At 71.1% G+C, this 25,403-nt stretch carries 28 protein-coding genes; 8 read left to right on the top strand and 20 right to left on the bottom strand.

What is annotated here, in order from left to right:
• Positions 1–252 precede the first annotated feature (252 nt).
• Complete coding sequence (locus AB0J97_RS35745) at positions 253–1,074, top strand: hypothetical protein (protein WP_364097218.1); 822 nt, start codon at positions 253–255, stop codon at positions 1,072–1,074.
• Entirely contained in the window at positions 1,071–1,448 is a 378-nt protein-coding gene (locus AB0J97_RS35740) for a GntR family transcriptional regulator (RefSeq protein WP_364097215.1), read from the top strand. Before AB0J97_RS35745 ends, AB0J97_RS35740 begins: the two co-directional genes overlap by 4 nt.
• 19 nt (positions 1,449–1,467) lie before the next feature.
• Here AB0J97_RS35740 and AB0J97_RS35735 read toward each other — a convergent pair whose 3' ends face one another.
• The 3 genes from AB0J97_RS35735 to AB0J97_RS35725 all read right to left on the bottom strand — a co-directional run bounded on the left by AB0J97_RS35735 (position 1,468) and on the right by AB0J97_RS35725 (position 4,350).
• Positions 1,468–2,295: a methyltransferase domain-containing protein gene (locus AB0J97_RS35735; RefSeq protein ID WP_364097212.1), complete on the bottom strand. Its 828-nt coding sequence runs from the start codon at positions 2,293–2,295 to the stop codon at positions 1,468–1,470.
• 43 nt (positions 2,296–2,338) lie between these two features.
• Positions 2,339–3,208: a hypothetical protein gene (locus AB0J97_RS35730; RefSeq protein ID WP_364097209.1), complete on the bottom strand. Its 870-nt coding sequence runs from the start codon at positions 3,206–3,208 to the stop codon at positions 2,339–2,341.
• A 461-nt stretch (positions 3,209–3,669) separates the two neighbouring features.
• The gene (locus tag AB0J97_RS35725) at positions 3,670–4,350 is read right to left on the bottom strand and encodes a TetR/AcrR family transcriptional regulator (protein ID WP_364097206.1); all 681 of its coding nucleotides are present in this window, start codon (positions 4,348–4,350) and stop codon (positions 3,670–3,672) included.
• Between the two features lie 99 nt (positions 4,351–4,449).
• Between AB0J97_RS35725 and AB0J97_RS35720 the strand changes: the two genes are divergently transcribed.
• From AB0J97_RS35720 to AB0J97_RS35705, 4 genes are all read left to right on the top strand, one after another.
• Entirely contained in the window at positions 4,450–5,823 is a 1,374-nt protein-coding gene (locus AB0J97_RS35720; RefSeq protein WP_364097203.1) for an MFS transporter, read from the top strand.
• The gene (locus tag AB0J97_RS35715; RefSeq protein ID WP_364097200.1) at positions 5,820–6,152 is read left to right on the top strand and encodes a nuclear transport factor 2 family protein; all 333 of its coding nucleotides are present in this window, start codon (positions 5,820–5,822) and stop codon (positions 6,150–6,152) included. The genes AB0J97_RS35720 and AB0J97_RS35715 overlap by 4 nt, the downstream gene beginning before the upstream one ends.
• A 110-nt stretch (positions 6,153–6,262) precedes the next feature.
• Positions 6,263–7,540 (top strand): serine hydrolase domain-containing protein, encoded by a 1,278-nt coding sequence (locus tag AB0J97_RS35710; protein WP_364097197.1) that lies wholly within the window; start codon positions 6,263–6,265, stop codon positions 7,538–7,540.
• 125 nt (positions 7,541–7,665) lie between these two features.
• Positions 7,666–8,253 (top strand): isochorismatase family protein, encoded by a 588-nt coding sequence (locus AB0J97_RS35705; RefSeq protein WP_364097194.1) that lies wholly within the window; start codon positions 7,666–7,668, stop codon positions 8,251–8,253.
• A 12-nt stretch (positions 8,254–8,265) separates the two neighbouring features.
• Here the strand turns inward: AB0J97_RS35705 and AB0J97_RS35700 are convergent, their stop codons facing one another.
• The 9 genes from AB0J97_RS35700 to AB0J97_RS35660 form a co-directional block, all read right to left on the bottom strand.
• Positions 8,266–10,302 carry a M48 family metalloprotease gene (locus tag AB0J97_RS35700; protein ID WP_364097191.1) on the bottom strand — a complete coding sequence of 679 codons (2,037 nt, stop codon included), beginning with the start codon at positions 10,300–10,302 and terminating at the stop codon, positions 8,266–8,268.
• Positions 10,299–10,730, bottom strand: coding sequence for a hypothetical protein (locus AB0J97_RS35695; RefSeq protein ID WP_357707302.1), 432 nt, complete (start codon positions 10,728–10,730; stop codon positions 10,299–10,301). Before AB0J97_RS35695 ends, AB0J97_RS35700 begins: the two co-directional genes overlap by 4 nt.
• Before the next feature lie 108 nt (positions 10,731–10,838).
• Positions 10,839–11,165, bottom strand: a complete 327-nt coding sequence (locus AB0J97_RS35690; RefSeq protein ID WP_357707300.1) for a DUF1048 domain-containing protein — start codon at positions 11,163–11,165, stop codon at positions 10,839–10,841.
• Position 11,166: 1 nt separating this feature from the next.
• Complete coding sequence (locus AB0J97_RS35685; protein ID WP_364097187.1) at positions 11,167–11,523, bottom strand: DUF1048 domain-containing protein; 357 nt, start codon at positions 11,521–11,523, stop codon at positions 11,167–11,169.
• Positions 11,520–11,846, bottom strand: a complete 327-nt coding sequence (locus AB0J97_RS35680) for a PadR family transcriptional regulator (protein WP_364097184.1) — start codon at positions 11,844–11,846, stop codon at positions 11,520–11,522. The genes AB0J97_RS35685 and AB0J97_RS35680 overlap by 4 nt, the downstream gene beginning before the upstream one ends.
• A 99-nt stretch (positions 11,847–11,945) precedes the next feature.
• On the bottom strand, positions 11,946–12,323 hold the full coding sequence (locus tag AB0J97_RS35675; protein WP_364097181.1) for a TetR family transcriptional regulator C-terminal domain-containing protein: 378 nt from the start codon (positions 12,321–12,323) through the stop codon (positions 11,946–11,948).
• Between the two features lie 553 nt (positions 12,324–12,876).
• A complete protein-coding gene (locus AB0J97_RS35670) occupies positions 12,877–13,788 on the bottom strand; it encodes a CU044_5270 family protein (protein WP_364097178.1) in 912 nt (303 codons plus the stop codon).
• A gap of 3 nt (positions 13,789–13,791) precedes the next feature.
• Complete coding sequence (locus tag AB0J97_RS35665) at positions 13,792–14,376, bottom strand: RNA polymerase sigma factor (RefSeq protein ID WP_364097175.1); 585 nt, start codon at positions 14,374–14,376, stop codon at positions 13,792–13,794.
• Between the two features lie 143 nt (positions 14,377–14,519).
• Positions 14,520–15,122 carry a TetR/AcrR family transcriptional regulator gene (locus AB0J97_RS35660; RefSeq protein ID WP_364097172.1) on the bottom strand — a complete coding sequence of 201 codons (603 nt, stop codon included), beginning with the start codon at positions 15,120–15,122 and terminating at the stop codon, positions 14,520–14,522.
• A 90-nt stretch (positions 15,123–15,212) separates the two neighbouring features.
• Between AB0J97_RS35660 and AB0J97_RS35655 the strand changes: the two genes are divergently transcribed.
• Positions 15,213–16,292 (top strand): Gfo/Idh/MocA family oxidoreductase, encoded by a 1,080-nt coding sequence (locus AB0J97_RS35655; protein ID WP_364097169.1) that lies wholly within the window; start codon positions 15,213–15,215, stop codon positions 16,290–16,292.
• A gap of 37 nt (positions 16,293–16,329) precedes the next feature.
• Here the strand turns inward: AB0J97_RS35655 and AB0J97_RS35650 are convergent, their stop codons facing one another.
• The 4 genes from AB0J97_RS35650 to AB0J97_RS35635 form a co-directional block, all read right to left on the bottom strand.
• Positions 16,330–17,583 (bottom strand): valine--pyruvate transaminase, encoded by a 1,254-nt coding sequence (locus AB0J97_RS35650; RefSeq protein WP_357707291.1) that lies wholly within the window; start codon positions 17,581–17,583, stop codon positions 16,330–16,332.
• 137 nt (positions 17,584–17,720) lie between these two features.
• Complete coding sequence (locus AB0J97_RS35645; RefSeq protein WP_364097165.1) at positions 17,721–18,353, bottom strand: DUF47 family protein; 633 nt, start codon at positions 18,351–18,353, stop codon at positions 17,721–17,723.
• Positions 18,350–19,279: an inorganic phosphate transporter gene (locus tag AB0J97_RS35640; protein WP_364097162.1), complete on the bottom strand. Its 930-nt coding sequence runs from the start codon at positions 19,277–19,279 to the stop codon at positions 18,350–18,352. The genes AB0J97_RS35645 and AB0J97_RS35640 overlap by 4 nt, the downstream gene beginning before the upstream one ends.
• Before the next feature lie 19 nt (positions 19,280–19,298).
• Positions 19,299–19,739 carry a hypothetical protein gene (locus AB0J97_RS35635; protein WP_364097159.1) on the bottom strand — a complete coding sequence of 147 codons (441 nt, stop codon included), beginning with the start codon at positions 19,737–19,739 and terminating at the stop codon, positions 19,299–19,301.
• A 76-nt stretch (positions 19,740–19,815) separates the two neighbouring features.
• Here AB0J97_RS35635 and AB0J97_RS35630 point away from each other — a divergent pair, with 76 nt between their 5' ends.
• The gene (locus AB0J97_RS35630; protein WP_364097156.1) at positions 19,816–20,523 is read left to right on the top strand and encodes a Gfo/Idh/MocA family oxidoreductase; all 708 of its coding nucleotides are present in this window, start codon (positions 19,816–19,818) and stop codon (positions 20,521–20,523) included.
• Here the strand turns inward: AB0J97_RS35630 and AB0J97_RS35625 are convergent.
• From AB0J97_RS35625 to AB0J97_RS35610, 4 genes are all read right to left on the bottom strand, one after another.
• The gene (locus AB0J97_RS35625; RefSeq protein ID WP_364097153.1) at positions 20,481–21,734 is read right to left on the bottom strand and encodes a hypothetical protein; all 1,254 of its coding nucleotides are present in this window, start codon (positions 21,732–21,734) and stop codon (positions 20,481–20,483) included. The genes AB0J97_RS35630 and AB0J97_RS35625 overlap by 43 nt on opposite strands.
• A gap of 34 nt (positions 21,735–21,768) precedes the next feature.
• Positions 21,769–23,442, bottom strand: a complete 1,674-nt coding sequence (locus AB0J97_RS35620) for an extracellular solute-binding protein (protein ID WP_364097150.1) — start codon at positions 23,440–23,442, stop codon at positions 21,769–21,771.
• Positions 23,443–23,503: 61 nt separating this feature from the next.
• Positions 23,504–24,391: a carbohydrate ABC transporter permease gene (locus tag AB0J97_RS35615; protein WP_364097147.1), complete on the bottom strand. Its 888-nt coding sequence runs from the start codon at positions 24,389–24,391 to the stop codon at positions 23,504–23,506.
• The gene (locus tag AB0J97_RS35610; protein ID WP_357707284.1) at positions 24,391–25,380 is read right to left on the bottom strand and encodes an ABC transporter permease subunit; all 990 of its coding nucleotides are present in this window, start codon (positions 25,378–25,380) and stop codon (positions 24,391–24,393) included. The genes AB0J97_RS35615 and AB0J97_RS35610 overlap by 1 nt, the downstream gene beginning before the upstream one ends.
• Between the last annotated feature and the right edge of the window lie 23 nt (positions 25,381–25,403).

Here is a 25,403-nt window from a genome sequence, read left to right as displayed (position 1 = left end):
GGGACCCGGAGGAGCTTCTGGGCGTGGTCGGCCGACCCGCAGGGGCGACGCGGCCCACCGGACCGCGGCGCCTCTGCGAAGGGGGTCAGGGCTTGGCGATGTTGTACTGGATCGTGTACCGGCGGGCTCAGCAGCAGCCGGGGTGTCTCCACCATCGGCCGGACCGGGTCGCCGACAGCCCGCGGAACGTTGACTTTGTCTCAAGCAATGACGCATCATGTTGCTACAAAGCTTGCGACAAAAGGAGAGGGCATGACGAACACTCCCATGTCCGACGCCGGACCTCCGCCGGCGGACATCCGGTGCGCCGAGACCTGGCTGCGGCGGCACGGTCTGAGCGACGGCCCGCCGACGCCCTTGCTGGCCACGCGCCTGGCGGTGCGGCGGCGGGTGCGACTGCTGGGCAGCGTCCTGTTGGCCGTGCTGTTCGTCGCGGCCTCCCTGGCACAGGTCGCCGCCCTGCCGGGCGCCTCCGGCGGGTCCGGGTCGAGCCGCATCGTGCCGGTGATGGCGCTGAGCGCGTCGATCGTCGCGCTGTTGCTGACCCAGGTGCTGCTGGACGCCTGGGTGCGGCGCGTCGACCGGCGCGCCGGGGCGGCACTGCCGCGGCGGGTGACCCACCCGGTGCAGCTCGGCTGGGCCGCCCTGCTCGGACGGCCCCATGCCGTCATGGCGGGCGCCACCTTCGCCTGCGCGTTCGCGCTGGGGGTGAGCGCGCTGCTCGTCACCGAGGGCACCGCACGGCACGCCGCCGTCGTGCTGCTCGTCGCCGTGATCGGAGTCGCCCTCGGCGCCGTCCTGCAACTGCGCGAGATGCTGGCCCGGCCCGTCGTGGCCGAGGACGAGGTCTCGCTGACGGCCGACGTCGTCATGCGGATCGAGGACGCGCGCGAGAGCTCCGCGCCGGCTGTGCTGTGGGCGCTGCCGGTGGTGCTGCTGTCCGGGTTCGCGCCCGGGTGGTGGAGCGCCGCCTCGGCGGGCTTCCTGGTGGCGGGGGTGCTCGCCTTGGTCGCCGTCCACGTCAGGGCGCCGTCGTACGCGGCCACGGCGCGGCGCGCGGTGGGCCTGCGATGATCGTCATCGATGCGGGCTCGCCGGTGCCGCCGTTCGAGCAGCTGCGGGCCCAGCTCGCGCGGCAGATCCAGGACCGCACGCTCGCCGTGGGCGCCCGGCTGCCGACCATCCGCCACCTCGCGGCCGACCTCGGCCTGGCCGTCAACACGGTCGGCCGGGCCTACCGGGAGCTGGAGGAGGCGGGGCTGATCGAAACGCGCGGCCGGGCGGGCTCGTTCGTGGCGGCCGCCGGCGAGGAAGGCCGGGAACGGGCCCGCCGGGCCGCCGCGGACTACGCCGCCGTGATCGCCAGCGTCGGCATCGACGCGGCCGAGGCGATCCGCATCGTCCAGGCGGCCCTGACGTCCGGCGCGGCAGCACCGGCCTCGCCATGACCGCCACCCGGCCGCGGGCTCATCCCGGGCGGCGCCCCCATGCCGAGATCAGCGGCGCGAGGGTGAGGTCGAGCTCGCCGGCGTCGACGGCGGCCAGGTGCGCGTCGATCTCGGCGTCGTCGGCCAACCCGGCGGCGAGCAACTCGGCGCGGACCATGCGCACCGTCGCGGCCTCCAGCCGGTCGCAGGCCACCCCGCCGACCGGGAAGCAGCCGGCCGCCGAGACCTCGACCAGGCCGGCCGCCCGCAACGCCCGCGGCAGCGTACGGCCGTAGCGCAGGTCGGCCCCGCGGCGGGTCATCAACTCCCGGACGGCGCGCCGCAGCCGGTTGGCGCGCCGCTGTGCCGGGCCGACCTCGTCGAGGCAGGCCAGCGGCTGCAGCTCGGTGTCGGCGTCCTCGATCAGCAGCCGGCCGCCGGGGCGCAGGGCCGCCACCATCGTCGCCAGCGCCCGGGCACGGTCGGGCACGTGGACGAGCACGAGCCGGGCGTGCACCAGGTCGAACGTGCCCAGCTGCGGCGGCGGGTCCCCGGCGACGTCGTGCCGGCGCACCTCGTACCCGCCGTGCGGGTCCAGCCAGGACGGATCGATGTCCGTGGCCAGCACGTAACCGGTCGGCCCGACGGCCGTGGCGAGTGCCTCGGGAATGCCGGGGCCTCCGGCACCGACCTCCCAGCAGCGCCAGCCCTCCTGCACGCCGAGCCGGTCGAAGTGCCCCCGTGTGACACCGTCGAACAGCTCGGCCAGCCAGGTGAACCGCTCGCCCGCCTCCGTCCGGGCGTTGTCGAGCAGGTAACGGTGGTCCGGCTCGGACCCGGGGTCGGCGAGGGGCTGCGATGAACTCATGCCTACATCCTCACGATCTTCCACGCACTGTGCCAGCGAGTGGTCAGCGTGGCTCCGGTTTGTCCGGCAGTCGTACGACGGCGGTGCCCGCCTGGGACTCGCCGAAGCCCCAGCCTGCGACGAGGGAGCAGCCGGCCGCCTCCAGGACGTCGGCCCACGGCCAGTGGTCGGTGCCGTGGTAGAAGCCGCCCTCGCTGCGCGCGTCGCCCTCGGAGAGGCAGAGCATGCGGAGATGGTCGCGGAGCGCGGGATGCGTGACCGCGCTCAGCCTTTCCTCCCAGGGCTCCTCGGCGGAGCGGACGCGGGCCATGTCCTGAACCGACACCAGGTGTCCGGGCCCGCGCTCGGTGAACGTGGCGGCCCGCATCGCATCGGTGAGAGTGCCGTCGGTGGCGACGCGCAGCAGCACGGTCAGCCAGCCGTTCAGTTTCCCGGACTCCGGGCCGGTCAGGTCGACGCCATGGAGGCCCAGGAGCGGCCCCAGCTCCGCGCCGTGGGCCAGCGCCTCACCGGCTTCGCCGATCGAGGAGACGGTCCGCAGGTCGGCGACGAAGGCGTCGTCGAACGGCCGGGGGCCCTTGTGGCCGTCGTCGCCCCACGGTCCCGTGCCTGCCAGGAGTTCGGCGTCGAAGCTGAACAGCGACTCGCTCAGGTCGAACCGCCACGTCCACGGGGAGAAGGGGTATTCGCCGTCCGAATCCGGAAGATGTCTCGGCTCCCCGGCCGACAGCGCGTCAGGGGTGGCCCAGGGACTCGGGAACAGGAACTCGTCGAGGGAGTCCGAGGCGTAGTACACGCCGTACCTGGCGGCAGGGTCGGCGGCCGGCTCTCCGCCGAGCAGTGTCGCGAAGGCGCCGGCGAGCGCGGCCTCCCACCCGTTGAGGTCGGTCGCCGGTTCCGTCTCGGGTGTCACGATATGCACTCCTTCATGTCGTGTCGCAAGCCGTCGGCAAGGGTGGACGTGATCCTTCCAGACTCGTCGCCCATCGGCATCGGCATGCGACGGGCCCGACGGTGCCGGAGATCGAGCGCGACCGTGGCGGCGTCGCCCACGGGCGCGTGCCCCTCGTCCATGCAGCGCTGCACCGCAGGCGATGGTCCGCGCGAAGATCATCGAGCATTGGGACGTCATGCAGCCCATCCCGGACACCGCCGCCAACGCCAACGGTATGTTCTAGCCGCGACCGGCTCCGCGACGCGGCCGGAAGCCGCTACGGCGGAGCCGGGGCCGCGATCCACGGCTTCAACGTGGCCGGTCTGAGCGCGGCCGCGGTTCCTGTGCCTCGTCGCGGCCGCGGTCTTCGTCATCGCCGGGCCGCGCCCCGAGCCACGCGTGAGGGCCGGGCGGCGCGGGTGAACCTTCCCTTCGGGGCGTTACAGCCCGAGTGAGGCGATGAGGTCGCGCATCTCGTCGCGGAAGACGGTCGCCGGGTCGTGGACGAGCCCGCGCAGGTGCCCGTAGATCTCCAGCGCCATCAGGCCGTGCATGCGCCCCCACACGCGCATGGTCAGGGCCAGCCCCGCGGGCGGCAGGTCGGGGAACATCTCCCGGGTGTGCGCGACCAGCCCGGGGTCGAAGTCGGCCCAGTCATAGCCCTGGCTCGCGCGCCCGGCGACCGGCCACGCGGCGGCGACGAGACCGGTGATGCCGGTGCAGGCGCGCACCTCGGCCGCGATGCCGGGGCTGTCGTCCGGCGCCCGGTAGCCGGGCACCGGGTCGCCGTAGATGAGCCGGAAGCCCTCGGGGTTGGCCAGGGACCAGTCCCGTACGGCCTGCGCCCAGGCCATGATCCGCCCGCCGACGTCGGATTCGGGCACCGCGTCGCGCGCCGCCTCGGCGGCCTCGACGAGCGAGGTGTAGACGTCGCCGATCAGCGTCGTGACCAGGTCGTCGCGCGTGGCGAAGTAGCTGTAGATGGCGCCCGCCGTCATGCCCATCTCGCGCGCGATGGCACGCAGCGAGATCGCGTCGGGGCCGCCTTCGGCCATGAGCTTGAGCGCGATCGCCTTGATCTCGGCGCTGGTCTGGGCGCGCAGCCGTTCGCGTCTGCTCATGGTCGCTTCCATGCCGACACCCTACAGGGTTTGACTATTGAACGCCGTGCTTTATGGTGAACGCCGTGTAGTAATTCTTCGGCATGCAGGAAGGCACCTATGGATTCGCCTCGACTGCGCCTTGGGCTGCTGGCATTGACGCAGCTCATCGTGGCTCTCGACTACAACATCGTGTACGTGGCGCTGCCCGACATCGGGCACGCGCTCGGCTTCAGCCCGTCGTCGGTCCAATGGGTGGTCAGCGCCTACGCGATCGGCCTCGGCGGCCTCCTGCTTCTCGGCGGACGGGCCGTCGACCGCCTCGGCCCGCGCCGGATGTTCATGGCCGGACTGGCGTTGTACGGCGTCGCCTCGCTGGCCGGCGGGCTTGCGAACGGTTCGGAGACGCTGGTGGCCGCCCGCGCGGTCCAGGGCGTCGGCGGCGCGCTGCTGACGCCCGCCACCCTCACGCTCATCTACCGGGGGTTCGCCGAGGGGCCGGCCCGCAACCGGGCCCTGGGCGCCTGGGGCATGGCGGGCAGCGCGGGACTGGCCGCCGGGTCACTGCTGGGCGGCGTGCTGACCAACTATCTCGGCTGGGAATGGGTGTTCTACGTCAACGTGCCGCTGGCGCTGATGTGCGCCCTGGCCGCACCCCGTCTGCTGCCCGCCGACCCCGCCCGCACCCCGGGCTCCTTCGACCTGCCCGGCGCGCTCCTGGCCACGGGGAGCGCCGCCCTGCTGGTGTTCGGGCTGGCCGGCGGCCCCGACTCGGGATGGGACTCGCCCCGCGTCTACGGCTCGCTGATCGCCGGCGCCCTCCTGCTGGCGGCGTTCCTGCTGGTGGAGTCGCGCACCCGCGACCCGCTGATCCCCCTACGGCTGGCGCGCGGCCGTTCCCTGGCCACCACCATGATCGTGATCGCCGTCTTCCAGGGCACCCTCGGCGGCGGCTACTACGTCCTGACCTCCTACCTGCAACCCGTCCTCGGCTACAGCTCCCTGCAAGCGGGGCTGAGCTTCCTGCCGCTCACGCTGGTCTGCATGTTCGCCGCCGTGAAGATCGCCCCGGCGGCGCTCGGCCGGTGGGGCATCCGCACGACGCTCTCGGTCTCGACGGTCGGCACCGGCGTCGGCATCGCCCTCATGGTCATGGGCACCACACCCGCGGGCGGCTTCTGGACCCTGCTGCCCGGCAGCGTCGTCTGGGGCCTGTTCGGCGGCGTCGCCTTCGTCACCCTGTTCGCCTCCGCCGGGTCCGGCATCGCGCCGCACGAGCAGGGCGTCGCCTCCGGCATCGCCAGCACCGCCAAGGAGATCGGCGGCGCCATGGGCCTGGCCGTCATCGTCGCCATCACCACCGCCTCGCCCGACCTGCTCGGCGGCCTGCACGCCGCCGGATGGGCGGCCGCGGCGCTCACCGTCGCCGGGGGCCTGACCGCCCTCGCCCTCGAACCCTCCCGGTCCCGCACTCTCGAAGGAGCAAGCGCATGAACACCGACGACCTCATCCTCAAGTACATCGACATCTGGAACGAGCGCGACCGCGCCGCCCGTGACGCGCTCATGAAGGCCGTCCTCACCGACGACTCGCTCTACTCCGACCCCGACTACGCGGGCCTGCGCGGGCACGCGGAGCTGTCGGAGGCGATCGGCAGGGCCCATGGGAAGTTCGGCGACCTCCGCTTCACCCTCGGCACCGTGATCAGCACCCACCACGACCGCGCCCTGTTCACCTGGCGGCTCGGCACGGTGGCCACCGGCTACGACGTGGTCGAGTTCAGGGGAGACCGCATCAGCGGCATCATCGGCTTCTTCGTCTAGACGACCGGGGAGCGGGCCGGACCCCCGCGCCACCGATCATGACTCCTGTCATGTGGAGCCGATGACAGCCGGGACTGACCGGCGAGCCGCGTTCGGATCATGCTTACGCCATGACCATCCGGACGCTTGGAAAGAACGCCTCGGCCGCCGCCCTGACCGCCGCCCTGACCGCCGGAATGTTGGCGGCGGCCACCCCGGCCCAGGCCGCCCCCACCCCGGCGCGGGAGACCGGGCCCGACCGGCAGGCGCTGCGCCGGTCGCTGGACGCCGTGCATCAGGCCGGCATGTACGGCATCTACTCCGCCGTCCGCGACGGGGAACGCGACTGGCGGGGCGCCGCCGGCGTGGCGGACGTCGCCACGAACCGTCCGGTGCGCCCCGACATGGTGCACCGGGTCGGCAGCATCACCAAGACGTTCACCGCGGTGGCCCTGCTCCAGCAGGTGGCCCGCGGCACCGTCGAACTGGACGCCCCCATCGCCCGTTACCTGCCCGACGTGGTGCCCGGCGAGCGCGGCCAGAAGATCACCGTACGGATGTTGCTCAACCACACGAGCCACATCGCCGACCACGTGGGCCCGGCCTTCCCCTCGTTGCTCCAGGGCACGTTCGAGAGCCTCGACGACAACCGTTTCCGCACCTTCTCCCGGCGCGAGCTGGTCGACCTGGGCCTGGCCGCCACGCCGACCGGCGAGCCGGGCGCCACGCCGGGGATCTACTCCAACACCAACTACCTGATCGCTGGCCTGCTCCTGGAGAAGGTGACGGGCGAGAACGCCGAGCGGTACATCACCCGCAACGTCATCCGCAAGGCGGGCCTGCGGCACACCTCCTTCCCGCGCACGCCGGTCATCCCCGGCCCGCACTCGAAGGCGTACGAGTCGATGTTCGGCTTCATCGACCCGCCCAAGGACTACAGCGTCTACAACATGTCGTGGATCACCACGGCGGGCGCGGTCGTGTCCACGATGGACGACCTCAACCAGTTCTACCGGAAGCTGCTGCGCGGCGAGCTGCTCCGCCCCGCCGAGCTGGCCGAGATGCAGAAGACGGTGCCCGTGGCCGGGGTGTCGGGAGCCTACGGCCTCGGCATCTACGCCACCGACCTGCCGTGCGGACGGTTCTGGGGGCACAGCGGCGGCGTCTTCGGCATGGCCACCGACTCCTACACCAGCCCGGACGGCGCCCGCCAGCTCTCCATGGGCGTCAACCGCACGAAGTACCAGAGCCTGGACGAGAACGGCAACATCGTGATCAGCCCCATCGACTACGCCACCGTCGACTACCTGCTGCTGGGGCTCTGCGGCCAGAGCCCGGCGCGCACGAAGGCGGCGCAGCCGGAGATCGTCCCGTTCGCCGTGGACCGGCTGCTCTCCGTCAAGCGCTAGATCGACGAGTCGTCCAGCCCGGCCCTGGCCAGGGCCGGGCTGGCGCACGCCATGCCGCCTCGCCCGAGAGCACTCAATGTGACATCCCATACACTCATTGCGACAGTCGGGGAGAGGGGATTTCCATGAGTCGTGCACTGATCATCGTCGACGTGCAGAAGGACTTCTGCGAGGGCGGCAGCGTTCCGGTGAAGGGCGGCGCCGATCGAGCCGCCGCCATCGCCGAGCTGCTCCGGAGCGCCGACGGGCAGTACGCCTTCGTCATCGCGACCCGTGACCACCACATCGATCCGGGCGCCCACTTCTCCGACGACCCCGACTTCCAGGACTCCTTCCCCGTGCACTGCGTCGTCGGCAGCGAGGGAGGCGAGTTCCACCCGGAGTTCGCGCCCGCCGTCGAGTCCGGGTACGTCGACGAGGTCTTCTTCAAGGGCGCCCACTCCGCCTCCAAGAGCGGTTTCGAGGGCTCGACCCAGGACGGCACGACGCTGTCGGCCTGGCTGAAGGCCCGTGACGTCGTCGACCTCGACGTCGTCGGCATCGCGACCGACCACTGCGTGAAGGCCACCGCGCTGGACGGGGCTCGCGCGGGCTTCACCGTGCAGGTCCTGCTCGACTACACCGCCGGCGTCGCCGCCGACACCACGCGCACCGCACTGGACGAGCTGCGCCGGGCCGGGGTCGCGCTGAGCGGCGAACCCGTCGTCGCCTGAACAGCCCCGACCTCAGCCTCGTACGGGTTCGGCGACGGGAGCCACCTGGACGGGCAGCAGCCGGGACAGCAGGGCCGTGGTCAGACCGGCGATCAGCGCCGCCTCCAGCACGCGTTCCAGGATGATCATGTGCAGCATCCATGGCAGCGCCGCCCGTAGGGGGAGCACCACCAGCTCCAGCACGAGGGCGTAGAGCACCGCGGCGGCCAGTCCGGTCACCATGCCCTTCGCGACCGGCGACGTCCTGGACCAACCGGCCACGGCGGCCGCCAGGGCGGCGCCGGAAGCGGCGCCGGCGGCGATGAGGCCCGACACGGTGGCGCCGGAGCGCTGGAAGATGTAGCCGTTCACCGTGCTCGACACGACCGCCGTGATCACCGCCGCGGCTGCTCCGCAGGCCAGGGCCAAGGCGAGGCGGCCCTTGCGGCGCGGCGCCGGCGGCCGGCGTTCGCCGAGGGCGGCCAGCCGCACCGCCATCGGGGCCAGCATGAGCAGGACGATGGCGACCAGCAGCAGGACGCCCCCCGACAGCCGGGAGTCCAGCATGATCTGCGCCGTGATCAGAACCTGGGCCAGCGGTTCCGATACGGCGGGATATTTCTGGACGTGGGCGACGATGATCTGCGTCTGGACGTCGTAGAACATCCGAGCGCTCAGCGTCACGACCGCCGCGATCAGCGACAACGGCGCCAGCGCCGACCACAGGCCGCGCACCCGCGGCGCCCACACCCTCGCCACCCACCGCACCCACAACCCCAGCAGCAGGCCCGCCACCGCGAGCACCACCAGCCCGCCGAGCTGCACCGACACGGGGAACGGAGCCAGCGCGTGGTCCGTCAGCCTGCTCGGCGCCAGCACCCAGCCGCCCGCCAGCCCCGCGGCCAGGCCCAGCGGCACGTGCACGGCGTCGCCGGGCGCCCCCACGGCCCGCAACGCTCGCAGCCCCAGGGCGACGGCCAGCAGCAGGGCGAACGCCTCCGCCGGCCACGGCAACGTATTGGTGCGTCCCTGCGCGGTCAGCGACGTGGCGGGATCCATGGTCAGGGAGAAACAGCCGCCCAGGGCCATCGGGAAGACGAAGCCCTGGCGGACCAGCGGCGCCTGCCCGTCCAGCGCGGCCCGGCGTACGGCGAGATGCGGGTGGGTGCGCACCCGCAGCGACACCGGCCGGCGGCGCGCGGCCGGCGCCTGCTCGAACAGGCGGCGCAGCGGCGTGGCGTCCTCCTGCCAGGACAACACGCGGGCGTCGGCCAGCAGCTCACGCGACTGCAGCACCACCGAACGGGTCAGCCACGACAGCACCGCCAGACCGGTGATCTGGACGGCGAACAACCACGACAACATCACGTTCGAGCCGAACGGCATCTGCTCGGACCGCAGGAACGGCGCCCGCCCCGACAACATCCCGTTCACGGCGGCCAGCAGGCCAGGCACAAGGATCACCGCGGCGTACGACCGCCACATCGCCAGCGTCACCGCCGTGATCGTCAGATCCCGGTTGCGCACGTGCGCCAGCTCGTGCAGCACCACCGCCCGGAACAGCGGCCGGTCGCGCTCGAACAACATCCAGGTGCCCCGGCTGATCACGACATACCTGCGTCCGATGCGACCGAACGCCAGCCCGGCCACCCCGGGGTTGAGCACGTCGAGCAGGAAGACGACCCGGCGGCCGCCGAGCACCTCCCCGGCCATCCGCCGCAGCTCGTCGTGGACCTCGCCGACGACCGGACGCAGCCGCCTGCGGCGGATCCGCCAGGCCGGGCCGAACCAGTACTGAAGCCCGGTGAGCAGGACGAGCGTCGCGAAACACAGCAGCACGCCGAGCCGGAGATCCTGGCGGGCCCCACGCCTCACCACCTCGCACGCGGGGTCGTCCAGGCCCTTCAGCGCCGCCAGCTGACACGCCTCCCTGACCTTCGCCGCGACCTCCGCCCCCTGCACCGACAGCAGGTCGAACACCCCTGGCCGGTAGATCGCGGTCGTCGCGAAGGTCAGGCTGATCAGCAGGACGAACGCGGACGTGGTGGCCGACGGGAGACGGCCTCTCATGACGGATTGCGGGCGAGCTCGCTCACCACCGCGTCGGCCAGCGCGTCGGCCTGCGCCTGCGACATGCCCATCCGGCGGGCCTTGCGGTAGGCGACCGTCCGGATCTCCGCCAGCCGGGCCGGCGGCAACGGCGGCGGGCCCTCGGGCAGCTCCCGCGGACGACGGCGCAACCGGCCGATCAGCCGGCCCGTCCACGAGCCGACGTCCTTGCCCACGTCCGCGAGCACGGTGGTCACGACGCCGGAGACGATGGCCGTCACCAGCAGCTCGTCCACCCCTGGCAACCCGAACCCGAGCGGATCCCGGCGAGACCTCGGCCTGTTCCTGCCTCCGAGCGCGGCCCAGGTCTGGTCGAACAGCGGCAGTTCGGAAGGGGCGATTCTCGTCACGACTCGGCGGCTGAGATCCTTGGCGAGCACATCGGACACCTAGGCCTCCAACAGGGGGATGCTGTTCCCTGAATATAGGCAGCCTTGACGGTCACTGTCCGTTGAATCATGACAGGCCGGACGAGGTCGCACCTCCCGCCCTTTTCCCTACTGCTGGGCCTTGCCGAGCTTCCCGGTGATGGACTCCTGATAGACGTCCGCGTAGGTGCGCGAGTCCTTGATCAGGTCGTCGCAGAAGGCGGCGACGTCGGTGCCGATGAGTTCCAGCACTCCCTTCCCGGCCGCGACGCCCTCCTCGAAGAAGTCGACGATCCCCGGAAGCAGGGGCCCGTCATGCAGGTCGACCGGTCCGACCTTGAAGAAGTACTTCTGAATCTCCTTGTAGACGATCTCGTAGTCCGGCGGGAGCGCCTTGACCCGCGCCAGGTGCGCCCGCCACTGCTTCTTGCCTTCGATGATGTCCTGGATGCCCACGTCAGCCTCCCAGCCGGCCCAGTTTCCTTGCGACGTTCCTGTTCAACTGCTCGCGCCAGCGGTCGCGATAGCTCCGGGCCCCTTCTCCGCCGGCCAGCGCCGCACAGAAGCCCGCGATGTCGTCACCCAGCACCTCGTGAGCGCCGCGCCCGTCGGCCGCCGCCTCTTCGAGCAGCCCCAGAGCGCTGTCGAGGATCGGCATCAGGTTCCGGCCGGTGAAGTCCGCGTGGGGGTAGAGGTGCTGCTTGATCTGCTCCCACGCCGCCCGGTGGTCGGCCGGCAACGCCCCGGCCCGGGCTTCGAACGCCTTCCATTCCCTGGTGAGATCGCTGCCCGTGATGGTCTCCCAGAAGTTCATCTTCCGACCTCCTTGAGGCTGTCGATCCGTGTTGTGATGTACTCCCACTTCGCCCAGAACGTCGCGAGTTCTTCGCGCCCCGCCTCGTTGAGCGCGTAGAACTTGCGCGGCGGGCCCACCCCGGACGGTCGTTTCGTCACCTGCACGAGCCTGTTCTTCTCCAGGCGCAGCAGGATGGTGTAAACGGTCCCCTCGACGACGTCGGTGAAGCCGAGTTCGTTCAGGCGGCGCGTGATCGCGTACCCATAGGTCTCCTCGCTGCCGATGATCTCCAGCACGCAGCCCTCAAGCGTGCCCTTCAGCATCTCCGTCAGGCCGTCCATCGCGGATCCTCTTCTTCCCGGTACCCGGTGGCACCGAGTACCAGTATAAAGTACCACAGAGTAGCGAGATCGGCCCAGCCATCGGCGGACGTCCCGCGGTCACCGCGACGGCGCCTCGGCGAGGCGGCACAGCTCGTCGTGGACCATCCGGCGCACGGCCTGGAGGGTGAAGTGGTGCGGACAGGCCGCCGTCTGGAGCGTCAGGCCGTCCATGAACACGTGAAGTCGCATGGCCTGCCCTTCCGGGCCGGCGTCGGCGAACTCCTGCCCTATACGTTCGGGATGCGGCAGGCCGTGACGGGAGGCGACCGCCAGGCGGCAGAGGTGGCGTTCGCCCGACCAGCCCTCGCGGCGTTGCTCCGCCGGCGACTCGTCCATACGCGAGCGCATCAGGCACGCCAGCCATACGTCCACCTCGACGCGGCGGTCGTCGTCGAGCGGAAGCATCTCTTCGAGGAGGAGCTGGGCGCGCCGCATGCCCGGCAGATCCGCCCGGAGGTGGCCGATGACGCGCCTGGCGACGCTTCTGCCGACCGCCTCGGCCCGGCTGCTGCCGCCCAGGACGACCCCTGACCTCGGCGCACCGCCAGGCTGTGGGCTTCGCGTCCAAGCCGTCGTTCTCCTGGTGTCAGCCGTGGCCTTCGCCGTGGCGCCACGGGTGGCGGACGGCGGCGAACCGGCCCACACGCTGCTGAAGGCCGGTCTTCTGCTCGCCGTACCCGTGCTGCTGTTCTGGTTGTCGCGGCGCGATTCCGCGGCTCGGGGCCTCCTCCACGAGAGGCCCGCGGCCTGGCGTCACTACGGCCCCGTCGCGCCGGTGGCCCTCTGGCTGGCGCTCACCTACGCGGGCCCGCCGGCCGAGCCGCCCAGCGACTACGCGGCGAGCGTCGACCCCGTCACGCTTTTGGTCACCATCGTCGTGGTGTTCGTCGTCAACAGCCTGCTCGAAGAGGGGTCTTCTACCGGCGCTGGCTGCAGACCCGATGGGAGCGCGTGCTGGGGATGTTGTGAAGCCCGCCGCCGGCGCTCATCAGGGCGTGTCACCCGGCCGGTCCACGATCCCCGAGCCGAGCACCGACATGCCCACGCTCTGGCCGTCGCTCACGGCCTTCACCCCCAGATAGCGGTAGTCGCCCGGACTGAGCACGTAGGAGAGCTTGCCGAACTGACCCGCGTCGAAGACCACGCCGACGCCGGGACGGCCGTCCATGTCCGTGGCGTTCTCCTCGACGGACACGTGCGGGATCTTCGCCAGCGCCCGGAACATGGCCGCGGCCGTGTCCGGCGGGATCACGGGCCCGAACTTCATGTACCACCCGATCGTCCCGAACGCCTTGACGTCCTGCGCGATCTCCGGCGGACACTCCGGCCCGCAGATCGACAACGGCATGCGCGCCGAGACGTCGTCGCGGACGTACCGCAGCAGCGCGTCGGGATCCGCGGGCATGGCCGCCACCTCCCGTTGGGTGCGCCGCACGGTCGTCGATCCCTTCTCGGCCGGGCCGATCTTCAGCTCCCCGCCCTCCTGGCGCAGCGCCGACCTGGTCCCGTCCATGCGGTCCCAGGTCTCGAACGTCGGCAGGTCGGCCCCCATGTGCTGCGACTCCTTGAGATAGAACCACTGGTCGGGGCTGATCTCGGCGGGTGCGCTCCGGGTCGCCATGAGCGCGGCCCGTTCCAGCACCATCGCCGCGCTCGGCACGGCCGGCCGCCGCGTCCGCGGCTCGTCCCCGCCGGCCGGGACGAGGACCGCCGCGGTCGCGGCCGCCAGCACCCCCGCCGCGGCCAGCGCGAGCCCGAACTTCAGCCGGTACGCCGGTCGCTTCGGTCGTGCGGGGGCGCGTTCCAGGTGCGCGGCCATCCTGAGCCGGACCTGCGACACGTCGGGCCGCTCGGGAACCTCGTCGCGCATCCGGCGCAGCATCTCGATCTCGTTCACCACGGTCTACCCCTCTTCCGGATCGATGTCGGACAGCACCCGGCGCAGTTTGGCCCTCGCCCTGTTCACCCGCGACCGGACGGTCCCCACGGGCACGTCGAGCGCCGCCGCGGTCTCGTCGTACGTCAGCTCGCCCCAGATCACCAGCAGCAACGTGTCCCGGTGCGCCCGGGAGAGCCCGGCCAGCGCCTTCGCCAGCCGCCCGCTCGCCCCGCCCGCGCTCACCCGCCGGTCCACCTCGTCCGTGAACGGCTCGATCACGGCGTCGACGCCGGTGCGGCTCAGCGCCTTGTACAGGCCGATCTCACGGCGCCGGTGCCGGCTGACGAGGTTGGTGGCGATCCCGTAGAGCCAGGCGCGTTCGCTGCCCTTGCCGCCGTCGTAGGACGCCAGGTGTTGCAGGGCCACGGCGAAGGTCTCGGCCACGATGTCGTCGGCCGGCTCGGGGCCCAGCCGCCGCATGACGTAGCGCTTCAGCTCGGGGGCGTGACGGGTGAACAGGACGGCGAACCGCTCGGATTCGCGCCAGGGCGACGGGCCCTCGGCGGTTTGGGGCCAGGAGGGGGGAGCCGCCTGGCTCTCGTGTCGCATCTGTCGCCTCTCGGATGTCCTCGAACATGACACGAGTAATTGCCATGAACGCGGGCGAAGTTCCATATTTCTCGACACGTCTCGCGGTCAGCGCCCGCTGCGGGCCGATCAGGCGGCAGGAGTGCGGCCTCGGTCCAGCAGGCTCAGTCCAGCAGGGCGCGCAACGCCAGGTCGGCGACCTGCCGCAGCTCGTCGCGACCGCGACCGGCCGCCGCCTGGACGGCGATGCCGTCGGAGATCGTGTGGACGAGTGCCGCCAGGGCGGCCGGCTCGTAGTGGGAGGGCAGGTCGTCGGCCTGCTCCAGCCGCCTGCGCAGCGCCGCCTCACCGGCTTTGCGCACCGCGACGGCGTCCTGGCGTACGGCGTGCGAGTCGGGGCCGCCGGCGTGCACACTCTTGACGCAGAGGCAGCCCTCGGGCGTGTCCTCGCCCGCGGTCAGGGCCACAGCTCCGTGGATCAGCCGCTCGACGACCTCGCGGCCGGTGGGCGCGTCCAGCGCGGCGGCGGTGTAGGCACCGGGGCCGTCGAGGTAGCGGGCGAGGACCTTGCCGAACAGTTCCTCCTTGTTGCCGAAGGCGGCATAGAGGCTGGGCTTGTTGATGCCCATCGCGGTGGTCAGGTCGGTCAGCGAGGTGCCCTCGTAGCCCTGCCGCCAGAACACCTCCAGCGCGCGGTCGAGTGCGGCGTCCGCGTCGAACGAGCGTGGGCGTCCCCCGGGCATGCGGTCCTCCGTGCTCTCTGCCAAGTTTTATACCTATCGGTACGTTATCTCTTGCGTGACGGCTCCGCACTGCCCTAGTTTCATACCGCTAGGTACACAACTAAGGAGTGACGCATGATCCGAGTCGGAGTTGTCGGGGCCGGTGGCTGGGCGGACGGCTCGCACCTGCCCGCGCTCGCCGCGCTTGAGGCGTTCGAGGTGACCGCGGTCGCGACCACCAAGCAGGCGAGCGCGGACCGGGCCGCCGCCGCCCATGGCGTGCGGCACGCCTTCGCCGACGCGGGCGAACTCGCCAGGCACCCCGAGGTCGACCTCGTCGTCGTCTCGGTGAAGGCCTCCGGGCACGCCGCCGTGATCAGGGCCGCGCTCGACGCCGGCAAGCACGTCGTGTCCGAATGGCCGCTGGGTGTCGACGCCGACGAGGCGGGCGAGCTGACCGAGGCGGCCACCGCCGCGGGCGTCGTCCACGCGGTCGTCCTCCAGGGGCACCACGCGCCGAGCGCCCGCTTCGCCGCCGACCTCCTGGCCGACGGCCGGATCGGCACGCTCGAATCGGTCGCGCTGGTCGCGGAGGGCGCGCCCTGGGGCGGCAGCCGCATCCGGCCTGAACTGGTCTTCGGCCTCGACCCCGCGGAGGGGACCGACATCCTGACCATCATGGCCGGCCACTTCCTGGCCACCCTCGAACGGGTCGTGGGCCCGATGGTCGAGGTCTCGGCCCGGCTGCCCCGCACGCACGACCGCGTCCTGGTCACCGGGACGGAACGGACCGTGCCCAACGCCACCCCCAGCCACGTGCTGCTGCACGGGCTGCTGGCGAGCGGCGCCACCGCCTCCGTCGCCGTGCACGGCGGCCACGGTCCCATCCAGGACGCGTTCCTGCTCAAGCTCGTCGGCAGCGACGGGACGCTGACCGCCACCCCGGTCCAGCGCGGGACGTTCATCCACTGGGGCGACTGGGACGTCAGGATCGGCGACGACGTCCTGACCATGCCCGACAGCTATCGCACCGTCCCGGCCGGCGTCCGGTCCGGCCCGCCGGCCAACATCGCGGCCCTCTATCAGGAGGTCGCCCGGGCCATCGCCGAAGGCCGGCAGCCGCAGCCCAGTTTCGAGACGGCCCTGCGCCACCACCGCCTCCTCGCCGCCGTCGAACGGTCCGCGGCCGACGGGATCTCCCAGAAGGTCGCGTGACCCGTCCGGCGCCGCCGAGGGCGGGACGGCGTGAGCCTCAGGAGGACCGGCGAAGTTCCAGCAGTCCTTCCGCGATCCTCGCCACGCCCTCGGCGATCACGGGTTCCTCCGGGGTGAGACTGATCCGGAAACACCGCGTCGCGTGCGACGCCGGCATCGGCTTCCCGAAGAAGTGGCGGCCGGGCACGACGAAGACCTTCTTGGTCTTCATGAGCTGGTACAGGGCCATGTCGTCGAACCAGTCGTGATCGATCCACAACCAGCAGAACATCCCGCCCTCTCCCTCGTGCAGCCGCCAGGCGACGGAGTCCGGCAGGAGATCGGCCAGCAGGCGCTCGGCGTAGAGGCGACGGGCCCGGTAGAACGGGCTGATCGCCGAGGTGGCGAGCCGGTCCAGCAGCCCCGAGGACATCGCCCTGGCCGCCACCAGCTGCACGAGCTGCGGAGCGTGCAGGACGGAGTTGGCCATGAACGACACCATCGCACGGATGTACCGGGACGGCCCGATCGCGAACCCGATGCGTTCGGCCGGCAGGCCCGCCTTGGACAGGGTGAAGCAGTTGATCAGGTGTTCGTCCCACTGGGGCGCCACCCGGGAGGCGGCGACGCGGGGGAAGGGGGCGCCGTAGGCGTGGTCGACGATGAGCGGCACATCACGGCGCCGCGCCACGTCGACCAGCCGGGCCAGCTCGTCGCCGTCGATGCTGCGGCCGGTCGGGTTGCTCGGGCTGGACAGGAGGAGCATGCCGACCTCGGGGCACCGCTCCACCGCGTCGAAGTCGAAGGCGTAGCGGAAGGACCTGTCGCCGGTCAGCTCGACCTCGGGGGCGATGCCGGTCACGCCGTCGGGGTCCATGGACAGTCCGAGGTAGCCCGCGTAGTCCGGGGTCATGGGCAGGACCACACGCTGGAGCGAGCCGTCCGCGGCCTGGCCGGCGAACAGGGCGGTGGCGATGAAGAAGAGCATCTGGCTGCCCGGTCCCACCACGACGTTGTCCGCCGTGATGCCCCAGCCGTAGCGGGCGTTGAAGTGGGCGACGATCTCGTCGACCATGGCGGGCATGCCGCGCGAGGGGCCGTACCGGCTGGTCGTCGAGGCGTAGTCCTCTGCCACGACCGTCGCGGTCAGGTCCTTCCAGGCGTCGAGGACCTCTTTGATCTGGGCGGGGTTGCCGATGCTCAGGTTCAGCCAGTCGGACGCGCCCGAGGCGGTGGAGGTGGCGACGTCCTCCATGATGCTCCGCAGGCCCGACATGTCAGACATCTTCTGACCGCTCCGCGATAACCTCATTCTTGCCTGCCCCTTCTCGGATCTGGCCGAGACACCGGCACATCCCCGCGGTTTCTCGTGATCAACTGAGTCCACCGCATTCGCCGTCGCCGCACAAGGCGGCACCCGAACCGGGTTCCGGCACCTTCACGGTCGCATCAGCGCTTCATCGCGCCCTCGGCCGCGGCGTCGGCGGCGGCCGCGATGGCGGTGCCCGCGATCTCAAGGCGGCGGGCGAGCTCTCCTTCCTTCATCTTGTCCGCGGTCAGCTCGCCGGTGAAGATCCGGGCGATCTCGTACTGGTACATCCTGCGCACCGCGCCGCCCGCCTTCTTGGCCGCCAGGGCGTCCCCGACGGCCGCCGACGGTTTCGACGCCAGCGCGCGGACCGCTTCGTCCAGCGCCTCGATGCCCGCGATCACCTGGTCGAGCAGCGGGGTGAAGCCGGCCTGCCCGGGGAGCCGGTACAGGTGGGCTCCCCTGACGAAATCGCGCAACGCGTCGAGCACGTCGTCGATGGCGCGCGAGAGCCGGAACAGGTCCTCCCGGTCGATCGGGGTGATCAGGACGGACTCCAGCGCCACCACCAGCCGGGCCCGCTGGGTGTCGCCGAGGTGCTCGATCGTCCGCATGCGTTCGTGCGCGCCCGTGTTGTCGATCTCGCCCGCCACCATGGCCAGCGCGAGCCGGGCGCCCTCCTTGGTCGCCCGCAGCTGTCCGGCCAGGGCCTCCGTCAGCGCGGTGTCCATGCGCCCGGCCAGCAGGTCACGCACCCGGCTCAGCCGGCTCACACGACCATCCCCCACCCGAGTGCCCCCAGCCCCGCCAGCAGGGCGCTCGTCGGCAACGTCAGCAGCCAGGCCAGCACGATCCTGACGGCCGCGTGCCAGCGCACCCTGCCGCCGCCCTCCGCCATCGCCGACCCGATCAACCCGCCCGCCACCGCCTGGGTCATGCTCACCGGCAGGCCGGCCGCGGCGCAGCCGATCACGGTGAGGCCGGAGCCGGCCTGCGCGGCCACGCCGTACAGGGGGCGGACCGGGACGATCTCGATGCTCAGCGTGCGGCCCGCCTTGGGCAGGCCGTACAGCGCTCCGACGCCGAACAGGGCCGCGGTCGTCAGCGTGACGGGGAGCGGCGCGTCCGGGACGCCCAGTGCGAGGACGAACACGGCCGTCATCTTCTGGCCGTCGTTGGCGGCGTAGGCGAGGCTCTGCACGGCGAACCCGGCCCAGTGCCAGCGTGCCAGCCCCCGGCTCGCGGTCACGGCGCCCAGCAGCCGCGCCACCAGCGGCGCCGCCAGCGCCCCGGCGAACGGCGCGGCCAGCCCCACCGCCAGCACGAGCACCACCGGCCCGGCCGCCACGGGCATCCCCCAGCCGATCCCGGCCCCGGTGAGCCCTCCGACGATGGCCAGGGTGAGGCTGGTGGGCTTGCCGAAATGGCTGAGGGTGAGGACGACGACCAGCGCCGCGATCACCGCTACCGCCACCGCCTGCCGGGCGTGCGGGCCCTGTGGCGTGGCCAGGCGTCGCGTGAAGGTCTGCGCCACCTCCTGGGTCAGCAGGGGGACCAGCGCGTTCATCGCGACGAGCACGGCGATGCCGGTACGGGGCCGTACCGTGGGCAGCTTGTGGCCGGGGGCCAGCAGGGCGCCGCCGTCGTTGACGCCTGTGACCAGGGCGAAGACGGCCGCGAGCACAACCTCTAAGGGCACGGGAGGCCGCCTTCTCCGGTCACAGCCCGAGCCGTTCCCGCTCGACGTGGTCGAGTGCCATGCGTACCGCGCCGAGCGCGATGCTCTCCTCGCCGAACGTGGACAGCGTGACCTCGGGAGGGTTCAGGCACGTCTCGGCCAGGTGGGCCCGTACCCGCATGAGCAGCGACTCCCCCGCGCGCGAGAACCCGCCGCCCACGACGACCAGCTCGGCATCCCGTCCCGCCTCGGCGAGCACGGCGGACAAGTCCTCCCAGCCCTCGGTCGGCGAGCACTCCTCCGCCAGCCTTCGTTCGGTCAGGTCGGACAACGCCACCTCAGCCGTCTGCCGCGACAGGCCGGCGGCGCGGGCGAGCTGGGTCAGCGTCTGCGGCCCGCCCTGGCGCAGGACGGGCAGGGTGGCGCGCGTGTTGAGACGACGCAGCAGGGCGGTGTCGTCGGTAACACCGAGAGTTGTCATAAGGCCCCTTGACGGTCGGGATGCGGTAACCCTAGCTTTACGTCGCGTCTTCTCATAATTGGAGTTAGTGGGGGACATGCGACAGGTTGGGCCGGCCTTGGTCGGTGCGGGCGACCGAGGGACGAGATACACGCGATACGCGATGGCGGACGGCCGTGCCAGGCTCACCGCCGTGGCCGAGCCCGATCCACGGCGCCGGGAAGGACTGCTCGCCGAGCACCCGGACGCCGTGGGCTTCGGCGACTGGCGGGAGCTCGCCGAGCAGCCACGGCTCGCGGACGCGGTGGTGATCGCGACGCTGGACGCCGGCCATGTGGAACCGGCGGTGCGCTTCGCCGAGCTCGGCTGCCACATCCTGCTGGAGAAGCCGATGGCGATCCGGCTGGAGGACTGCCGCAGGATCGTCGCGGCCGCCGAACGGGCGGGCGTGTTGTTCGCCGTCTGTCACGACGTGGTCGACCATCAGGTGGTCGGCCTGGAGTTCGACGGCGGCGCGACCACCTCGTTCACCATGACCGCCTTCTCCCCCATCCTCTCCGACCCCCGCGAGAGCCTGCACAGCCACGAGATCGCGTGGGCGGCCGAGGAAGCCCGTCTCACCGGGACCGTCGTCACCCTGAAGGAACGGCGACGGAAGCCGGGCGGGACGCGGACGCCGCGCACCGCCCGGCCCCTGGGGCGGGGATCGTCAAGCCGTCGCTGCGGCCTTCGAAGGGCACGACGGGCGACCCGGATGTGCCGTCACCGTTGGGGCTCCCGCCTGAAGGTGACGTTGGCGCTGTAACTGAACCCGCCGCCCCGGACCGTGTTCGCGTAGACCGCCACATCGCCGACCGGCAGGGCGGCGTTGGTGGCGTTCACGCCGACGGCGGGACGGGTCGACCCCTCGGTCAGCGTGATGTCGTTGCCCATGATGTCGATCGTTCCGTTCGGATTCGGGCTGATCGACTTCACGTAGACGCCGCCCCAGCTCGACCTGATCGTGTTCTCCCGGATGACGACCCGGGAGGTGTTCATCGGTCCGATCGCGTCCCACTTCGCGTTCTCGATCAGGTTGCGCTCGATCCACACGTCGCTGTGCACCGCACCAGGAGCGCCGGTGTGGGAGCCGGTGAGTTTGCCCCAGCCCGGATACTCCTGCGACGCGCCGCAGTAGTTGTCGATGATCCGGACGTTGGTGGTCGGGGTGTTGTCGGCGACCCCGCCCCAGGTGGTCCCGTCGGTCGGCAGGTCGAGTTGCACCGCCTCACCGTGCCACAGCCCGGCCGTCGGCGCCTCGACCCAGCCTTCGAACCGGCACTCGCTGACGGTCACCGTGTGGACGGCGTTCAGCTCCACTCCGTGCCACCACTTGACGTTGCGTACGGTGACGCCGGACAGCTCGACGTCGTACGTGTGCTCGAAGGTGATCGCGTTCATCGGCGGCGCGGCCGTCGCCCGGGCACGATCGTCACCGGTCGCGTTCCGCACGAAGTGCGCCGTCGGGTCCCATGTGCCGCCCTCCAGCCGGATGTTGCCGGCTGCCCGGTAGCCGGTGCAGTCATCGGGGACGGCGTTGAGCAACAACGTCGCCTCGCGGGAGTTCACCGCTCCGACACTGACGAACGAATCCGGGTAGGTCGGCTCCGGGGAGTGCTGGTTCTTGTCCTTGTGGTACGTCTGCGGCTGGACCGCGATGTCGGAGGTGAAGGTGGCACCCGCCGCCCGCAACGTGGTGTTGCCGCCGATCATCAGGGGTCGCTTGAGCACGTGGACGCCCGCCGGGGCGACCACCACACAACGCCCGCCGGCGTCACGTTCCAGGCTCCGGTCTCCGACGGCGGCGAGGTTGAGCTGCTGCCGTAACCTGCGCACGCTGTCGGACTCCCCCGCGACCGGCGGATTCGGGCCGGGACCGCTCGGTGCGGCCTGGGCCGCCGAGGCGCCGCCCGTCGCCATCACCGCGGCGCCGCCCAGTACACCGGCCGCGAGCGCGGCCCGTCGACTCACTGTCATGTCGTCTCCCTTTCCGGGGTCGGGAACGTGGCTGTCAACGCCGCTTCAACTGCTCCTGGAACTCGCGGCGGATCTGGTCGCCTCCCTGGCTGCGCCATGCCTGGCGGTAGGTCTTGATGTCGCTCAGCGGCCGGGAGCCGACCACGATCTGGTTGATGTAGGTGGCGAAGAGCTGGTCGAGCTGGGCGCCGCGGGCGTCCTGGGTGTCCGACTGGAGCCCTTCGACCGCGCTGGCGACGGACTGGCGGACCATCTGGGAGTTGGTCTCCACACATTCCTTGGCGGTCGGGAAGATCCAGCTCTGCGGTGTCAGTCCGTAGGCGATGGCCCCCTTGTCCGCGTCGAGGTTGGTGCCCTCGACCGCGACCGGATCCCCGTCGTCCCCGCGGGTGAAGTACTCGCCCTCGGCCCCCCAGCCCTGGTAGTACCACTCCTCGCTGCCCACGGGCCCGCGCCGCCAGTTGAGCAGCCGGAGGATCTCGGCCAGCCGCTCCTTGTCCTTGGCGACCTCGGCCGAGATCGCGTTGATGCCGTAGACCCCTGCGGTCTTCCGGAAGACGGCCTTGCTCGACCCGTCATGACCCGGCGGGACGAACGCGGCGAAGGCGCCGTCCAGCTTGGCGACCACCGCGCCGTACTGGGAGTTCGGGCGGTGGAAGTTCGCCGCCGAGTCCACCGCCATGCCGACCTGGCCCTGGACGACGAAGGCCCGGTAGCGGTCGGTCTGGCCGCCCAGCGCCAGCGCGTCGGGATGCATCCCGCCCTTCTTCCACAGCGCGGTCAGCCAGGCGATGGCCGCCTCGAACTGCGGGGTCTCGATGGCGTGGGTGAGCGCGCCGCCTTCGTACCGCCAGTTGTTGGGTACGCCGAACATGCCGTAGGCCAGGTCGAGGGCCATCCCTGGGAAGGCCGTCAGCCCCCAGGTCTTCTTGCCGCTCTCCGGGTTCCCCTTCGTCATCGCGACCAGGAGCTCGGCCGTCTCGGCGGCGTCTGCCGGCGGCTTGGAGAAGCCGACCTTCTCCGCCCAGTCCTTCCGGTACCGGAATTCCAGCAGCTCGACGGGCACGTCGATCGGGACGCCCCACAACCCGCCGTTGATGGTGCACGCCTGCCACTGCTCGGTGCGGACGTTGGCCAGGTTGGCGTACTCCAGCACCTTGTCGCCGGACAGGGTCTCGCTCAGATCGGCGAACGCGCCCTGCTTGACGGCCTTCATGCAGCCCGCGGTGAAGGTCAGCTGGACGACCTCGGGAAGGTCGCCGCCGGCCAGCATGGTGGCGAACTTCGCGTCGTAACTGCCCGCCGACACCTCCGTCACCTTGAAGTCCACGCCGAGACGTTCGTTGAGCCCCTGCCACCACCGGTTCTCGGCGAGCGGGGTCGCCGGCGGCCCCCAGGTCAGGTGGAAATGCCGGACGGCGCCGCCGCGGCCCGGCACCGCGGCGACGGTCCTGGTCAGCTTCTTCGGCATCGAGGCATAGGCCGTCGGGACACCGGGCACCTCCGGGACGATGGCCCCCGGATAGACCGGCGGCGCGACGTACGTCGGCGGCGGCACCGCGGCCTTCCTCGTGCCGGACGGACCCGCGCCACCGGACGCGCAGCCGGTCAGGGCCACCCCGGCGACGGCGCCGAACCCCAGGCCGAGCGCGGCCCGCCGGCTCATGGGGACGCCGCCGGCACGCGGCGAATTCGACTGTGAGGACATGCGGAAACTCCCAAGTTGGTCTGAGGCGCGAAGTGGTGACGGGTGGCGGCGGCGCGGGCGGTCAGCCCTTGATGGCGCCGGTCAGCACGCCCTTGGTGAAGTACTTCTGCAGGAACGGGTAGACGATCAGGATCGGGACCGTGGCCGTCACCAGAACCGCCATCTGCACGGACTGGCTGGAGGGCAGGTTGTACATCTCGGCGCCGTTCATCGAGCTCATCGACGCCCCCTGGAGGACGTACGAGTTCAGCACCAGCTGGATCGGCCACTTCGACGAGTCGTTGAGGTAGAGCAGCGCGTTGAAGAACGAGTTCCAGTACGACACCGCGTAGAACAGCCCGATCACCGCCAGCACCGCCTTGGACAGCGGCAGCACGATCTTGATGAAGATGCTCAGCTCCCCGGCGCCGTCGATCCGCGCGGCCTCGAACAGCTCCCGCGGCAACTGCATGAAGAAGTTCCGCATCACCACCACGTTGAAGGCGGACGCCAGCACGGGGACGATCAGCGACCAGTAGGAGTCGAGCAGCCCGAACGCCTTCACCACCAGGTAGTTCGGGATGATGCCGGCGCTGAAGATCATCGTCAGCAGGACCAGGTAGAGGGCCGGCCGGATCCCCGGGACCTGCCGGGTCTTGGTGAGCGCGTAGGCCAGGGTCGAGGTGACGACCAGCGACAGCGCCGTGCCGACGAGCGTGATCAGGATCGAGACGATCAACGACCGCTGCACGATCCCGCCCTTGAAGATCGTGCTGTACGACGAGAGGCTCCACTCGCTCGGGATCAGCCCGGCGGTCGTCGTGGCCTCCGGGCCGGCGAACGAGTTCAGGATCACGTACGCCAAGGGGTAGATCATGACCAGCAGGATCGCGCCGATCAGGATCCCCTTGATCGTCGTCACGACCCGGTTCGGTCGTTCGACCCAGACGGGCTGGTGGGATGACGTCATCAGAACAGTCCTTCGCTGCCGGCGCGGTGCGCGATGCGGTTCGCGGCGACGATCATCAGGGTGCCGATGGCGCCCTTGAGCAGGCCGGCGGCGGCGCCGATGCCCCAGTCGCCACCGAGCACGCCGCGGAAGTAGACGAACGTGTCCAGCACCTGCGCCGCCTCGGCCCCGACGGACGGTTGTTGCAGGAGGATCTGCTCGAAACCGACGGACAGGACGTTGCCCAGCCTGAGGATGAGCAGCAGGACCATCACCGGCAGGATTCCCGGAAGGGTGATGTGCCAGGTGCGTCGCAGCGATCCGGCCCCGTCCACCGCGGCCGACTCGTACAGCTGGGGAGGGATCGAGGCGATGGCGGCGAAGAAGATGATCGTCCCCCATCCGACGTCCTTCCAGATCACCTGCGAGGTCAGCAGGATCTTGAACGTCTCGGCGTTCGCCATCACGTTGACGCCGTCGAGGCCGAGCCGCTGGAACAGGTCGGCCAAGGCGCCCGCACCGCCCAGCACCTGCTGCCAGACGGCGATCACGATCACCCAGGACAGGAAGTGCGGCAGGTACACGACGGCCTGCACCACGCGCTTCGTCCGCTCGCTGAGCAGCGAGTTGAGCAGCAGCGCCAGCAGGATCGGAGCGGGGAACGCGAACGCGATCTGCAGGAACGAGATGATCAGAGTGTTGCGTACCGTGCCGACGAACTCCGGATCGTCGAACAGCTTGGCGAAGTTGTCCAGCCCGGACCACGTGGAGCCGCTCAGCCCCAGGAACGGCGAGTAGTCCATGAAGGCGATCGACACGCCGCCCAGCGGAAGGTAGTGGAACACCAGGAAGTAGAGCATTCCCGGTAACAGCAGAAGATAGATCACCTTGTGCTGTCGCAGTGCGTGCGCGAGACGTCGCATCCGTCCGGCGGGCGGTGACGACCGCGGGTCCGGAGGGATCAGGGTCGTCGCGCCGGGACGGGCGGCGACGGCCTCACGGTCCGTCATGCCCCTCCCCTGAATGGACGTCA

This window comes from Nonomuraea sp. NPDC049607 (assembly GCF_040675375.1).
Lineage (GTDB): Bacteria > Actinomycetota > Actinomycetes > Streptosporangiales > Streptosporangiaceae > Nonomuraea.
The sequence above is the reverse complement of the archived record's forward strand: the minus strand, read 5'-3'. Positions and strand labels throughout refer to the sequence as shown.